The sequence below is a fragment of the Prescottella sp. GW823-FHT02E09 genome (assembly GCF_058797375.1).
This window is the reverse complement of sequence record NZ_JBXAJP010000002.1, coordinates 584,059-598,242: the sequence shown is the minus strand read 5'-3', so window position 1 is coordinate 598,242 and position 14,184 is coordinate 584,059. Positions and strand designations below refer to the sequence as shown.

15 protein-coding genes are annotated in these 14,184 nt (G+C 68.8%); 13 read left to right on the top strand and 2 right to left on the bottom strand.

The features are described from left to right. Positions 1–196 precede the first annotated feature (196 nt). The 11 genes from rimP to truB all read left to right on the top strand — a co-directional run bounded on the left by rimP (position 197) and on the right by truB (position 11,202). Positions 197–772: a ribosome maturation factor RimP gene (rimP, locus tag AC1RIF_RS06955; protein ID WP_492600622.1), complete on the top strand. Its 576-nt coding sequence runs from the start codon at positions 197–199 to the stop codon at positions 770–772. Continuing rightward, positions 769–1,800: a transcription termination factor NusA gene (gene nusA / locus AC1RIF_RS06950; RefSeq protein ID WP_492600621.1), complete on the top strand. Its 1,032-nt coding sequence runs from the start codon at positions 769–771 to the stop codon at positions 1,798–1,800. Before rimP ends, nusA begins: the two co-directional genes overlap by 4 nt. A 44-nt stretch (positions 1,801–1,844) precedes the next feature. Beyond that, the gene (locus AC1RIF_RS06945) at positions 1,845–2,189 is read left to right on the top strand and encodes a YlxR family protein (protein ID WP_492600620.1); all 345 of its coding nucleotides are present in this window, start codon (positions 1,845–1,847) and stop codon (positions 2,187–2,189) included. A 205-nt stretch (positions 2,190–2,394) separates the two neighbouring features. Next, on the top strand, positions 2,395–5,295 hold the full coding sequence (infB, locus tag AC1RIF_RS06940; RefSeq protein ID WP_492600619.1) for a translation initiation factor IF-2: 2,901 nt from the start codon (positions 2,395–2,397) through the stop codon (positions 5,293–5,295). Positions 5,296–5,416: 121 nt separating this feature from the next. Then, entirely contained in the window at positions 5,417–5,707 is a 291-nt protein-coding gene (locus AC1RIF_RS06935) for a DUF503 domain-containing protein (protein WP_492600618.1), read from the top strand. 42 nt (positions 5,708–5,749) lie between these two features. Then, complete coding sequence (gene rbfA, locus AC1RIF_RS06930) at positions 5,750–6,235, top strand: 30S ribosome-binding factor RbfA (protein WP_492600617.1); 486 nt, start codon at positions 5,750–5,752, stop codon at positions 6,233–6,235. A gap of 12 nt (positions 6,236–6,247) precedes the next feature. Beyond that, a complete protein-coding gene (locus AC1RIF_RS06925) occupies positions 6,248–7,249 on the top strand; it encodes a DHH family phosphoesterase (RefSeq protein ID WP_492600616.1) in 1,002 nt (333 codons plus the stop codon). A gap of 64 nt (positions 7,250–7,313) precedes the next feature. Continuing rightward, entirely contained in the window at positions 7,314–8,621 is a 1,308-nt protein-coding gene (locus AC1RIF_RS06920) for an MATE family efflux transporter (RefSeq protein WP_492600798.1), read from the top strand. 4 nt (positions 8,622–8,625) lie between these two features. Further along, entirely contained in the window at positions 8,626–9,549 is a 924-nt protein-coding gene (locus AC1RIF_RS06915; protein ID WP_492600615.1) for a metallophosphoesterase family protein, read from the top strand. 13 nt (positions 9,550–9,562) lie between these two features. Beyond that, on the top strand, positions 9,563–10,222 hold the full coding sequence (gene npt / locus AC1RIF_RS06910; protein ID WP_492600614.1) for a 4'-phosphopantetheinyl transferase Npt: 660 nt from the start codon (positions 9,563–9,565) through the stop codon (positions 10,220–10,222). Positions 10,223–10,272: 50 nt separating this feature from the next. Further along, a complete protein-coding gene (gene truB, locus AC1RIF_RS06905; protein ID WP_492600613.1) occupies positions 10,273–11,202 on the top strand; it encodes a tRNA pseudouridine(55) synthase TruB in 930 nt (309 codons plus the stop codon). A gap of 8 nt (positions 11,203–11,210) precedes the next feature. Here truB and AC1RIF_RS06900 read toward each other — a convergent pair whose 3' ends face one another. Together AC1RIF_RS06900 and AC1RIF_RS06895 are read right to left on the bottom strand one after the other, a co-directional pair. Next, positions 11,211–11,621, bottom strand: coding sequence for a hypothetical protein (locus tag AC1RIF_RS06900; RefSeq protein WP_492600612.1), 411 nt, complete (start codon positions 11,619–11,621; stop codon positions 11,211–11,213). Between the two features lie 53 nt (positions 11,622–11,674). Further along, positions 11,675–12,346 carry a metal-dependent transcriptional regulator gene (locus tag AC1RIF_RS06895; protein WP_492600797.1) on the bottom strand — a complete coding sequence of 224 codons (672 nt, stop codon included), beginning with the start codon at positions 12,344–12,346 and terminating at the stop codon, positions 11,675–11,677. Positions 12,347–12,571: 225 nt separating this feature from the next. Between AC1RIF_RS06895 and AC1RIF_RS06890 the strand changes: the two genes are divergently transcribed. Continuing rightward, the gene (locus tag AC1RIF_RS06890) at positions 12,572–13,543 is read left to right on the top strand and encodes a bifunctional riboflavin kinase/FAD synthetase (protein WP_492600611.1); all 972 of its coding nucleotides are present in this window, start codon (positions 12,572–12,574) and stop codon (positions 13,541–13,543) included. 134 nt (positions 13,544–13,677) lie between these two features. Beyond that, positions 13,678–13,947, top strand: coding sequence for a 30S ribosomal protein S15 (rpsO, locus tag AC1RIF_RS06885; protein ID WP_031939812.1), 270 nt, complete (start codon positions 13,678–13,680; stop codon positions 13,945–13,947). The last annotated feature ends 237 nt before the right edge of the window (positions 13,948–14,184 follow it).

Genomic DNA, 14,184 nt, shown 5'->3' with positions numbered 1-14,184 from the left:
GGGCCGTCACATCGGACCGGACGGTCGGGCGGGGGCGTCGGACCGGATGGTCACGAACGCACCGGAAGCGCGATACCCTGAATGCTCCACAGTCACTCGTGGTGCAATCCGTCCTGCGACGACGACAACGGTGGTCGGCGCAGGGAGAAGCGCCACACGTCAGCGATGACCACAACTGAAGCGAGGAGCGTCCCAGATGCCGGTGCCGTCGAGGGAGAGGGTCGTCGAGCTTCTCGCCGAACCCGTCGAGCGTGAGGGCTACGACCTCGAGGACGTGACGATCACGCTTGCCGGCCGGCACAGCTCGGTCCGCGTCATGGTCGACAGCGATGCCGGGCTCGAACTCGACGAGGTCGCCCGGCTCAGCCACGTCATCTCCGACGTGTTCGACGCCGCCTCGGATTTCGGTGAGTCCCCGTACACGCTCGAGGTGACGTCGCCCGGTATCGACCGGCCGCTCACCGAGGAGCGGCACTGGCGGCGCGCCCAGGGCCGCCTGGCGCTGATCGAACTCGAAACGGAGTCCGTGACCGGCCGGATCGGGCAACTCACAGACGGTGGTGTCGACGTCGTCGTCAAGGCCAAGGGTGGTCCGACGGTACGTCGGGTGGAACTGGAAGATGTCAGGAAAGCTGTTGTGCAGGTGGAGTTCTCGCGACCCGATGCGAGAGAGATCGAGCTTGCGGGTGGAATCCCGGAGGGTCGTGTCGCACCTGCGGACGCGGACGCGTCTAACGAAGAAGTAGAAGAAGTAGAGGGGTCGGACAAGTGAATATCGATATCGCCGCGCTGCGGGCAATCGAGACGGACAAGGGAATCTCCGCGGGCACGATCATCGCGGCGATCGAGACGGCTCTGCTCACCGCGTACCGGCACACCGAGGGGCATCAGCCCCACGCGCGTATCGACGTGGACACCAAGACCGGCATCGTGCGCGTCATGGCGCACGAGGTCGACGCGGACGGCAACCGCGTCGGCGAGGAGTGGGACGACACCCCGGAGGGCTTCGGTCGCATCGCCGCGACCACGGCCCGTCAGGTGATCCTCCAGCGCCTGCGCGACGCCGAGCACGAGCGCAGCTTCGGCGAGTACGCCACCCACGAGGGTGAGATCGTCGGCGGCGTGATCCAGCGCGACACCCGGGCGAACGCGCGCGGCATGGTCGTCGTGCGGATCGGCAGCGAGGCCAACGGCGCCGAGGGGCTCATCCCGCCGGCCGAGCAGGTGCCGGGGGAGACCTACGAGCACGGCGACCGGATCAAGTGCTACGTCGTCGGCGTCTCGCGGGGGCAGCGTGGCCCGCAGATCACCCTGTCGCGGACCCATCCGAATCTGGTCCGGAAGCTGTTCGCCCTCGAAGTACCCGAGATCGCCGACGGCTCGGTCGAGATCATCGCCGTCGCCCGCGAGGCCGGCCACCGTTCCAAGATCGCGGTGCACTCGCGGGTGCAGGGTCTGAATGCGAAGGGTGCCTGCATCGGCCCGATGGGTCAGCGAGTGCGCAACGTCATGAGCGAACTCGCCGGCGAGAAGATCGACATCATCGATTACGACGAGGATCCCGCGAAGTTCGTCGGCAACGCCCTGTCGCCGTCGAAAGTGGTGTCCGTCACTGTGGTGGATCCCGACGCGCGGGCGGCACGGGTCGTCGTCCCCGATTTCCAGCTGTCGCTGGCGATCGGCAAGGAGGGGCAAAATGCACGTCTCGCTGCACGGTTGACCGGGTGGCGTATCGACATCCGCAGTGATGCCGCCCCGGGCCCCGAGTCACAGGTCGGTCGCGAAACGACGGGTGCTTAGAAACAGAATGCGGAGTTCACGCCAATACAGCGGTAGAGTGGTCGATGGTTCAGCGTGAACTGTCGGTGTCCACGCGTGTCCAAGCCGGTGAACCGGTGCGGACGTGTATCGGATGCAGGCAGAAAGGGCTGGCCGCCGACCTGCTCAGGGTCGTGGCGCGGGAGGGCGAATCCGGCGGATTCCTCCTCACTCCCGATCCGAAGCGAAGGCTCCCAGGGCGCGGTGCGTGGTTGCACCTCGATCCGAAGTGTCTGGCTGAGGCGAGTCGGCGCCGAGCATTCGGCAGAGCACTACGGGTGTCCGGAAGTCTGGATTCCTCGGAACTCGACCGGCTCGCCGAGCCGGGCGGGATGTTCGAGACATCGAAGGCGGGTCATTCGAACCTGTGAGAGCAGGCGCAGTGATCACGCAGGACGTAGTACCACTCGAGACCTCTCGGGTTGCACAGCACTCGGGAATGTCGAGCAGTACCTCAGAGAACAGGCACAAGCACTCATGAGCACACCGTGAAGCACCAGCGATGAACGTCCATCGGAGATAACCGAGGTCGTGCGGGCACCAGTCGCTCGCTCGACCTCTCAGTAGAGGAGAGCAGTGGCAGGCAAGGCCCGCGTGCACGAGTTGGCGAAAGAACTCGGTGTCACAAGCAAGGAACTACTCGCACGGCTCAAGGAGCAGGGCGAGTTCGTGAAGTCGGCGTCCTCCACGGTCGAGGCGCCAGTCGCGCGTCGTCTGCGGGAGTCGTTCCCGTCCGCGAAGTCGCAGACCGAAGGCCGGACGGAAGGCTCGGACAGCGCTCCGCGTCCGTCCGCCAAGCCCGGTGCGCCCAAGCCGGGTGCCCCGCGCCCCGGCCCCAAGCCCGCACCGGCCGCTCCCGCGGCCCCGGCGGCAGAAACCCCGGCGGCTCCGGCCGCTCCCAGCGCTCCGGCCGCCAAGGCGCCCGGTCCGCGTCCCGGCCCGGCTCCCACGCCGGCGCCGAAGCCTGCCCCGCAGGCGCCCGCTGCTCCGGCAGCACCTGCGGCTCCGGCGGCGCCCGCCGCTCCGGCAGCAGCCGCGCCGGCCGCTCCGGGCCCCAAGCCCGGTGGACCGCGTCCCGGCCCCAAGCCGCCGCGCGTCGGTAACAACCCGTACTCCTCGGCTCCAGCCGAGCGTCCGGCTCCGCGTCCGGCTCCCGGTGCCCCGCGTCCGGGTGCTCCGCGTCCGGGTCCGCAGGGCGGTGCCCCGCGTCCGGGTGCTCCGGGTGCTCCCGGTGCCCCGCGTCCGGCTGCAGGTCCCGGTGGCCCGCGTCCGGCTCCCGGGCAGGGCGGCCCCCGTCCCAGCCCCGGATCCATGCCTCCCCGTCCGAGCCCCGGCGCGATGCCGGCCCGCTCGACGCGTCCCGCACCCGGTGCGGGTCGTCCCGGCGGCGGCCGTCCCGGTGCTCCCGGCGGTCGTCCGGGCGGTGGTGGCGGTGGCGGCTACCGCGGTGGCGGCGCTCCCGGTGCCGGTGCTCCCGGTGCAGGTGCAGGTGCCGGCGCTCCCGGTGGATTCCGCGGTCGCCCCGGTGGCGGCGGTGGACGTCCGGGTGGTCGCGGCGGTGCCGCGGGTGCCTTCGGTCGCCCCGGTGGCGCTCCGCGCCGCGGTCGCAAGTCGAAGCGGCAGAAGCGCCAGGAATACGATTCCATGCAGGCGCCCGCCGTCGGTGGCGTGCGGTTGCCCCGTGGCAACGGTGAGACCATCCGTCTCGCTCGCGGTGCATCGCTCTCCGACTTCGCGGAGAAGATCGACGCGAACCCGTCGGCACTGGTCCAGGCGCTGTTCAACCTCGGCGAGATGGTCACGGCCACTCAGTCGGTGAACGACGAGACCCTCGAGCTGCTCGGCGGCGAGATGAACTACGTCGTCCAGGTCGTCAGCCCGGAGGACGAGGACCGCGAGCTGCTCGAGTCGTTCGACCTCACCTACGGCGAGGACGCCGGCAACGAGGAAGACCTCGAGTCGCGTCCGCCGGTGGTCACCGTCATGGGTCACGTCGACCACGGCAAGACCCGCCTGCTCGACACGATCCGCAAGGCCAACGTCCGCGAGGGCGAGGCCGGTGGCATCACCCAGCACATCGGCGCCTACCAGGTCCTCACCGAGCTGGACGGCAACGAGCGTCTGGTGACGTTCATCGACACCCCGGGTCACGAGGCGTTCACCGCCATGCGTGCCCGTGGTGCCAAGGCCACCGACATCGCGATCCTCGTGGTCGCGGCCGACGACGGCGTCATGCCGCAGACGGTGGAGGCGATCAACCACGCCCAGGCGGCCGACGTGCCGATCGTGGTCGCGGTGAACAAGATCGACAAGGAGGGGGCGAACCCCGACAAGATCCGCCAGCAGCTCACCGAGTACGGCCTCGTCACCGAGGAGTACGGCGGCGACACCATGTTCGTCGACATCTCGGCCAAGCAGGGCACCAACATCGATGCCCTCCTGGAAGCGGTCCTGCTGACCGCGGATGCCTCCCTGGATCTGCGGGCCAACCCGGACATGGACGCACAGGGCGTCGCGATCGAGGCTCACCTCGACCGTGGCCGCGGCCCTGTCGCGACCGTGCTCATCCAGCGCGGCACGCTGCGGGTCGGCGACTCGATCGTCGCGGGCGACGCCTACGGTCGCGTCCGCCGCATGATCGACGAGCACGGTGACGACGTCGAGGAGGCTCTGCCTTCGCGTCCCGTCCAGGTCGTCGGCTTCACGTCGGTCCCCGGTGCAGGCGACAACCTGCTCGTGGTCGACGAGGACCGGATCGCCCGGCAGATCGCCGATCGCCGCAATGCACGCAAGCGCAACGCGCTCGCTGCACGCAGCCGCAAGCGCATCAGCCTGGAAGATCTGGATGCCGCGCTCAAGGAGCACAACGAGCTCAACCTCATCCTCAAGGGCGACAACTCCGGCACCGTCGAGGCGCTGGAAGAGGCCCTCATGGGGATCGAGATCGACGACGAGGTGCAGCTGCGAGTGATCGACCGCGGTGTCGGTGGCATCACCGAGACCAACGTCAACCTGGCGTCCGCGTCCAACGCGATCATCATCGGCTTCAACGTCCGTGCCGAGGGCAAGGCGACGGAGCTGGCGAACCGCGAGGGCGTCGACATCCGGTACTACTCGGTGATCTACCAGGCGCTGGACGAGGTGGAGAAGGCCCTCAAGGGCATGCTCAAGCCGGTCTACGAGGAGGTGGCGCTCGGCAAGGCCGAGATCCGCGCCATGTTCCGTTCGTCGAAGATCGGCAACATCGCGGGCTGCCTCGTTACGTCGGGCTTCATCCGTCGCAACGCGAAGGCACGCCTGATCCGCGACAACGCGGTGATCGCGGAGACGATGACCATCTCCTCGCTCAAGCGGGAGAAGGACGACGCGACCGAGGTCCGCGAGGGCTACGAATGCGGTCTGACCGTCACGTACTCCGACATCAAGGTCGGCGACGTGATCGAGGCGTACGAGCTTCGCGAGAAGCCGCGCGACTAGTCGCACTGCATGCGTCCCTCCCCGGTGGCCTGGTGCCACCGGGGAGGGACGCCTCGGCAGTGCCGAGAATCGACACCCGGCGGTGGCCGGAATTCGATGCTGTTCACCGGAGGGAGGACTGGTGTATCTCGGTGCGCTCGAGATGGACATCCTGTTCGGCGATGTGCGGTCATTGAAAGAGAAGCGGTCGCTGGTCCGACCGATTCTGACCGAACTGCGCCGATACGGAGTGTCGGCTGCCGAGACGGGCGAGCAGGACCGCTACCGGCGGACCCTACTCGGTGTCGCGGTGGCGAGTTCGGGGGTCGATCATGTCCACGAGGTGCTCGATCAGTGCGAGCGGCACGTCGCTGGACGACCGGAACTGCAGTTACTCGCAGTTCGACGAAGAATTTTCGGCCCCGAGGATTAACGGGCTGACGGCGGAGACATCCCAGAGAGGAGACTGATTGCCATGGCAGATCCTGCACGCGCACGCAGGCTCGCTAAGCGAATCAGCACGATCGTCGCGACGGCGATCGACCACGAGATCAAGGACCCGCGGCTGGCCTTCGTGACCATCACCGACGCCAAGGTGACGGCCGATCTGCACGACGCCACCGTGTACTACACGGTGATGGGTGAGGACCTCGAATCCGAGCCCGACGTGGCCGCTGCCGCCGCGGGTCTCGAGAAGGCCAAGGGTGTGCTCCGCTCCAAGGTCGGCGCCGGAACCGGGGTGCGGTTCACACCGACCCTGACGTTCGTCGCGGACACGGTGCCGGACACCGCACGGCACATGGAAGAACTGCTCGCGCGTGCGCGCGCCGCGGACGATGCCGTGGCACGTGCCCGCGAGAACGCGCAGCCGGCGGGCGACGCCGACCCCTACAAGGAGTCGCGTGCGGCCGGGGACGACGAGATCGCACCCGGGGCCGTGTCCTCGTCCGACGACGACTGACCCGCGGCGCCCATGACCCACAGTCCGGAAACCGTGCCCCCGGCCCTCGGCCCGCAGGACCTGCTCGCGCAGGACGCGGTCGAGGTGCTGGCGGGTGCGACGTCGGTGACGATCCTGTGTCATGTCCAACCCGATGCCGACACGATCGGTTGCGGTCTTGCGCTCGGAATCGTCTTCGAGCGCAAGGGAATACCGGTTCAGGTGTCGTTCGCGGCGCCGGACGAGCTGCCGGTGTCGATGTCGGGTCTGCCCGGCACGCACCTGCTGGTACCGGCGGACGGGGTCGTCGACGACGTCGATCTGCTCGTCACCGTCGACTGCGGAAGTGCCGGACGGCTCGGCAAGCTGGCGTCCCGCCTGGACGGGGCGCGACGGTCGCTGGTGATCGACCATCACCGGTCCAACACCCGTTTCGGGATGTTCAACCTGGTGGACGAGTCCGCCGAGGCGACCGCGGCGGTGCTGGCGGAGCTGTTCGACTTGTGGGGTGTCGAGATCGACGCCGACCTCGCGCACTGCCTGTACGCCGGTCTCGTCACCGACAGCGGATGCTTCCGCTGGGTACAGCCGGGCACACACACCCTGGCCGAGCGACTGCTCGGCACCGGCATCGACGGTGCCGCCATCGCGCGCCGACTGCTCGACACCCATCCATTCGGCTGGCTGCCGATGCTCGGCTCGGTGCTGTCGTCGGCCGCCCTGGTGCCGGACGCCGTGCAGGGGCGGGGGCTGGTGCACGCGGTGATCCGCTGTGCCGACTCCGCCGGACTCGGGTCCGAGGAGGTGGAGAGCGTCATCGACATCGTGCGCACCACTTCCGAGGCGGAGGTCGCCGCAGTGTTCAAGGAGTCCGCGCCGGAGTCGTGGTCGGTGTCGCTGCGATCGAAGGAATCGGTGGACGTCTCGGCGATTGCCGAACGGCTCGGCGGCGGCGGGCACCGGTTCGCGGCCGGTTACACCGCGACGGGTACCAGCGAATCGGTCGTCGCCGCGTTGCGGGAAACCCTCGGCTGACTTGACCGGGACGTCCGAGCGCACCACCGAGGTCCCCGACGGCGCCGATGTCGGGCCCCGCAGGATACTCGGCCTCGCGCTGCCTGCGCTCGGTGTGCTCGCCGCGGAACCGCTCTATCTTCTACTCGACATCGCCATCGTCGGGCATCTCGGTGCCCTCGCGCTGGCGGGCCTCGCCGTCGGCGGCCTCGTGCTCGCCCAGATCAGCACCCAGCTCACCTTCCTCTCGTACGGGACCACCGCCCGGGCGTCCCGCATGCACGGCGCCGGCCGGGAACGGGACGCGGTCGGGGAGGGGGTGCAGGCCACCTGGCTGGCCCTGGGGATCGGCGCGGCTCTGGTCGTGGTCGTCCAACTACTGGCCGGGCCGATCACGTCGCTGATCGCGGGGCCCGGCGACATTGCGGCCGAGGCGGAGCGGTGGCTGCGTGTCGCGGTGTTCGGGGCGCCTCTGATCCTGGTCGCGATGGCCGGCAACGGCTGGATGCGCGGTGTGCAGAACACCATGCGGCCGCTGCGGTTCGTGCTGGTGGGTCAGGCGATCTCGGCGGTGCTGTGTGTGCTGCTGGTGCACGGTGTGGCCGGGGCGCCCCGGCTCGAGCTCGTCGGATCGGCGATCGCGAACGTCGCGGGTCAGGCGACGTCGGCGGTGCTGTTCGGGTTGGCGTTGCTGCGCGCGGGTGTGCCGCTGCGCCCGCGCGCCGGAATCATGCGGGCGCAGATGGTCCTCGGCCGCGATCTGATCCTGCGAAGCCTCGCCTTCCAGGCGTGCTTCCTGTCGGCGGCGGCGGTCGCATCACGGTTCGGTGCCGCGTCCGTCGCGGCCCACCAGGTCGTGCTGCAGTTGTGGAACCTCGTCTCGCTGACCCTCGATTCGCTCGCGATCGCCGCGCAGACGCTCGTGGGGGCCGCGCTGGGGCGCAGCGACGTGCGCGGAGCCAATCGGCTGGCATGGCGTCTGACACGCTGGTCGGTGGTGTTCGCGCTGGTGCTGGCCCTGCTTTTCGCGGCGGGCCACACGTTGATCCCGGCCCTGTTCACCGACGACCCTGCGGTTCTCGACCAGGCCGCGATCGCGTGGTGGTTCTTCGTCGGCATCACACCGGTCGCGGGCGTCGTGTTCGCGCTCGACGGCGTGTTGCTGGGCGCGGGCGACGCCGCGTTCCTGCGGACCGCGACCCTGGCCTGCGCTCTCGTCGGATTCCTCCCGCTCATCTGGGCGTCACTGGCGTGGGACTGGGGACTGGCCGGAATCTGGACGGGCCTTACTGTGTTCCTCATGCTGCGGATGCTCGCGGTGGTGTGGCGCACAGCATCGGGCCGCTGGGCCGTCGGGGGTTCCGATCTCCAGTTCCGGGAGACGAAAGGGTAGTGGTGTGGCAGGCAAGTTGATGGCGGTGAGCGACACGCACGTCGGACACCGGGGGAATCGTCCGGTCACCGAGGAGATCTTCCCGGACTCGCCCGACGACTGGCTGATCGTCGCGGGCGACGTCTCGGAGAAGACCGACGACATCCGCTGGGCGCTGACCTTGCTGAAGAGTCGTTTCGCGAAGGTGATCTGGGTGCCCGGTAACCACGAGTTGTGGACCACCGCCAAGGACCCGGTGCAGATGCACGGGAAGGCCCGCTACGACTACCTCGTCGACATGTGCCGCGAGATCGGCGTACTGACGCCGGAGGACCCGTACCCGGTCTGGGAGGGCGAGGGTGGCCCGGTCACGATCGTGCCGATGTTCCTGCTGTACGACTACTCGTTCCTGCCGGCCGGGGCGATCGACAAGGCCGACGGACTGCGCATCGCGCGGGACAAGAACGTCGTCGCCACCGACGAGTTCCTGCTGTCGTCCGAGCCCTACGCGACGCGGGACGCATGGTGCCGGGCCCGGATCGAGGAGACGCGGCGCCGGCTCGACGCGCTGGACCCCGCGGTCCCGACAGTGCTGATCAACCACTTCCCGCTGGTGCGCCAGCCCACCGAGGTGCTGTACTACCCGGAGTTCGCGCTGTGGTGCGGCACCGAGGCGACCAAGGACTGGCACACCCGCTACAACGCCGTGTGCTGCGTGTACGGCCACCTCCACATTCCCCGCACGACGTACTACGACGGTGTGCGGTTCGAGGAGGTGTCCGTCGGCTACCCGCGCGAGTGGCAGCGCCGAGGTCTGCCCGAGAAGTTGCTGCGCCAGATCCTGCCGGTGCCCGAGTATGCACCCGGCACCCTGAACAAGTTCGGCGGACACTTCCGGATCACCGCGGAGCAGGAAGCCGAGTACGAGCGGATGAGAGCGCAGCGTTGAGAGAGGAACTGGGTTGATCGAGCGCATTCTGCCCACCGGTGTCGCCTCCGCGGAGCTGTTCGAGGACCCACCCGGTCTGCAGCCGCACCCGCAGGAGGAGTCGCTGATCGCGAAGGCGGTAGAGAAGCGCCGCCGCGAGTTCATCGGCGCGCGGCACTGCGCCCGGCAAGCGATGTCGGACCTGGGGATGGAGCCGGCGCCGATCCTGCGGGGCGACAACGGTTCTCCGGTGTGGCCACGGGGCATCGTGGGAAGCCTGACGCACTGTGACGGCTACCGCGCTGCCGTGCTCGGCTACGCGATGCAGGTGCGCAGCGTCGGCATCGACGCCGAGCCGAACGGACCGCTGCCGGACGGTGTTCTCGACGCCGTCAGTCTGCCCGAGGAACGTGACTGGCTCGCTGCCGTCGACCCGGCCGTGGTGCACTGGGACCGACTGCTGTTCTGCGCCAAGGAGGCCACTTACAAGGCGTGGTTCCCGCTGACGCGGCGTTGGCTCGGTTTCGAGGACGCACACATCACGTTCACCGGGGGAGAGGACGGTACCGGGACGTTCCATTCGAGGCTTCTGGTGCCGGGCGGTACGGCCGACGGATCAGCGCCGTTGGTGAGCTTCGACGGCCGCTGGCTGGTGTCGGACGGACTGATCGTCACGGCCATCTCGGTGAGCTGACGAGGGAGCCGAGTCGGTGATCCGACCGGCGGCTGGCAGAATCGGACCACGTGTCCAAGTCTCAAAAACCGTCCTCCGGCCTCGTCGGCGCCGGCCTGCTGATCGTCGACAAGGATGCGGGGATGACCAGCCACGACGTGGTCTCCCGGTGCCGGAAGCTGCTCAACACTCGCAAGGTGGGTCACGCCGGAACCCTCGACCCGATGGCGACCGGTGTGCTGATCCTCGGTGTGGAGCGGGCCACCAAGCTGCTCGGCCTGCTGGCCCTGACCACCAAGTCGTACAGTGCGACGATCCGGTTGGGCCAGGCCACCACGACCGACGACGCGGAGGGCGAGGTGCTCTCGACGTCGGATGCGTCGGCTGTCACCGACGAGCGGATCGGGGCCGAGGTCGCGAAACTGACCGGCGACATCCAGCAGGTACCGGCGAGCGTGAGCGCCATCAAGGTCGACGGTCAGCGTGCGCATGCCCGGATCCGTGCGGGTGAGGAGGTCACGCTCGCGGCCCGGCCGGTGACGGTCTCCCGCTTCGAGATCCTGGCGCGTCGCGACGTTCCGGCCGGTGACGGGGCAGCATTCGTGGACCTCGACGTGGACGTCGACTGCTCGTCGGGCACCTACATCCGCGCACTCGCCCGCGATCTGGGCGCGGCGCTGGGCGTCGGCGGCCATCTGACGGCGCTGCGGCGCACGAGCGTCGGGCCGTTCACGCTCGAGCAGGCCAGGACCTTGGACCAGATCGCGGACGATCCCGGTGTCAGCCTCGACATCGACCAGGCCGCGCAGACGGCGTTCCCGCACCGGCAGATCAGCGCCGAGGAGGCCGAGTCGATCAGTCAGGGTCGATGGCTCGAGCCGATCGGGATGAAGGGCGTGTACGCGGCGATCGACCCGAACGGGCACACCATCGCCCTGCTGCAGGAACGCGGCAAGCGCGCCAGTTCGGTGATGGTCGTGCGCCCGGCGACCCTCCAGTAGCGGCGCGGTCAGATCCCGGGGATGAATCCCGGATAGACGAAGTGGCTCGGCCCGCCGCCGGGCAGGTTCGAGCCCATCGATCCCGGGTAGTCCCGGTCGAGTTCGACCAGCTTGTGCGGATTGCCCTCGCGGTCGGCCTGCCAGCACTCGAGCAGCACACCGTGGAAGCTGGTGCACACGATCCGGGTGCCGGTGCCGAAGGGGGAAGTCAGCCGGTCGCGGCTGACGAACGGGTTCCAGTAGTCCGGGTCGGTGGGCGTCAGGAAGCCGTAGTACTCGGCGGGACCGACGGCGCTCGGGTAGGGCGGGACCGGCGGCCATTCGTCCGCGGACGCGATTCCGGCCCCGGCGATTGCGAGGGCACCGACGGCGGACACGGTTGCGGCCGATCGCGCGATCCGACGGACGACTGCGTTCATCACGGACCTCGTTCCGGTCGGGTGCCGCCCGAAGCGGTGCGGTGAACTCGAGACTAGACCAGCCAGATGGCCTGTGCGGCAGGGTTGCCGAGGTCGACGGTGTCCGGTCGCGCGTCCAGTCGGATCGACACCGTGCCGGCGAAGTCGCGACGCTCCACGACGGCGATCTCGGTGTCGAGTGCGATCCCGACCGAGTCGAAGTAGCGCAGCATGGCCGGATCAGCGTCGGAGATACGGGCCACCCGCCCGGAGTCGCCGTCCTGGAAGTCGCTGAGCTGGCGGGCCGGTGGGGTGGGCACCGAGCCGTCGGCGGCCGGGATGGGGTCGCCGTGCGGGTCGCGCTCCGGGAACCCGAGCTTGGCGTCCATCCGGTCGATCATGCGGTCCGAGACGGCGTGCTCGAGGACCTCTGCCTCGTCGTGCACCTCGTCCCAGCCGTACCCCAGTTCGTTGACGAGGAACGTCTCGATGAGCCGGTGTCGGCGCACCATCGAGACGGCGGCGGACCGGCCGGCGTCGGTGAGCGCGATGGAACCGTATCGGGCATGGTCGACCAGTCCCTGGTCGGACAGCTTGCGGATGGCCTCCGAGACGGTGGATGCGGACACCCCGATCCGCTCGGCCAGCAGCTTGGTCGAGACCCGCTCGCGGGACCATTCCTGGACCGTCCAGATCACCTTGAGATAGTCCTGTGCCACCGACGACAAGGTCTCCGGGCGGGGCACCTCGCTCGGAGGGGTTACGTCTGACTTCTGCGTGGCCACGGTTACGAGCTTAGGCAACAGTCACCCGGGACACACATCAACATCCCGTTGGGCGGTGCGGCCGTGCATGCCGTGGACGCCGGAGTCGCCGACCGGTTCGGTGATCGCGCAACATGATCAGCGGATTCGCACCGGAGAGTCGGTCCGAACGTGACCGGCGTCGGCAGTGGCCGTAGGCTGCCACCTGTGCAGAGATGGCGAGGTCTGGACGATGTGCCGGCGGACTGGGGGCGTTGTGTCCTGACGATCGGCGTTTTCGACGGCGTGCACCGTGGGCACGCGCAGCTGGTTTCCCGCGCGGTCGGCGCGGCACGTGAGCGTGGAATTCCCAGTGTCCTCATGACATTCGATCCGCATCCGGCGGAGGTGGTGCGCCCGGGCAGTCACCCGGCGCAGCTGACGACGCTGCCGCGGCGGGCCGAGTTGGCCGAGGAGTTGGGGATCGACGTCTTCTGCGTGATGCCCTTCACGACGGAGTTCATGAAGCTCTCGCCCGAGCGGTACGTCCACGAGATCCTGGTCGAGCGGCTGCACGTCGCGGAGGTCGTCGTCGGCGAGAACTTCACGTTCGGTCGCAAGGCGGCCGGCAACGTCGACCTGCTCCGTGAGACCGGCGCGCGGTTCGGGTTCGCCGTCGACGGGGTCAACCTGCTCGCCGAGCACGCCGTGACCTTCTCCTCGACCTACATCCGATCGTGTGTCGACGCCGGTGACGTCGCGGCGGCCGCGGAAGCGCTCGGTCGCCCACACCGCGTCGAGGGCGTCGTCGTGCACGGCGACGGTCGGGGCCGTGGTCTCGGCTTCCCGACCGCGAACATCGCGCCGCCGATGTACTCGGCGATCCCCGCGGACGGCGTGTACGCGGCGTGGTTCACCGTCCTGGGGCCCGGGCCGGTCGAGGGCACCGTGGAGCCGGGGCAGCGCTACCAGGCGGCCGTCTCGGTGGGTACCAACCCGACCTTCTCCGGCCGTACGCGCACCGTCGAGGCGTTCGTCCTCGACCGGGAGGCGGACCTGTACGGCCAGCATGTCGCGGTCGACTTCGTCGAGCGCGTGCGCGGCATGGAGAAGTTCGACTCGGTGGACGCGCTGATCGAGGAAATGGGCCGTGACGCGGAGAAGGCCCGCAAGATCCTGACCGAGGCTGCCGAGCGCTGAGCGCGGCGCCGCACCTGGTAGGATTTTGCGCTGGTGTGTGCTGCGGTTCGCGGCGGCCGCACCCGTCGGGGTCCGGTGCGAACCGGAATTCCCGATTTCCATTCACGCGGACGTCAGTTACAGGAGTGCACCAAGTGGCATTGACCACCGAGCAGAAGAAGCAGATCCTCGGCGAGTACGGACTGCACGAGACCGACACCGGTTCGCCGGAGGCGCAGGTGGCCATGCTCACCAAGCGCATCGTCGATCTCACCGAGCACCTGAAGATGCACAAGCACGACCACCACTCCCGCCGCGGCCTGCTGCTGCTGGTCGGACGCCGTCGTCGTCTGCTCAAGTACGTCCAGAAGGTCGATATCGCCCGCTACCGTTCGCTCATCGAGCGTCTCGGCCTGCGCCGATAAGACGGTCGCACGGCGAGTTGTTCGCCGACCCCACCGATAGCCAGCGAGGCTTGCATAGTCGATGCTTAGACTGAGCCTCGTTGGCTATCGGTGTTTGCACCACCAGTGTGTGTACGACTGCCGCCCGCACCTGCAGCAGTGGCGTCGGTCTTCGGTAGTGGCCGTCCGGATGCAATCCGGCTGGCTTCGATCGATGGCCGCCTCCGCGCTGTGAGGGGTGCGCAGCCACGACCAGGA

Bases quoted from the DNA above. Each gene is read 5' to 3' on its own strand.
- AC1RIF_RS06900 (WP_492600612.1), bottom strand. From the start codon at position 11,621: ATGAACGCAGTCGTCCGTCGGATCGCGCGATCGGCCGCAACCGTGTCC.
- rimP (WP_492600622.1), top strand. From the start codon at position 197: ATGCCGGTGCCGTCGAGGGAGAGGGTCGTCGAGCTTCTCGCCGAACCC.
- AC1RIF_RS06925 (WP_492600616.1), top strand. From the start codon at position 6,248: ATGACCCACAGTCCGGAAACCGTGCCCCCGGCCCTCGGCCCGCAGGAC.
- rbfA (WP_492600617.1), top strand. From the start codon at position 5,750: ATGGCAGATCCTGCACGCGCACGCAGGCTCGCTAAGCGAATCAGCACG.
- AC1RIF_RS06945 (WP_492600620.1), top strand. From the start codon at position 1,845: ATGGTTCAGCGTGAACTGTCGGTGTCCACGCGTGTCCAAGCCGGTGAA.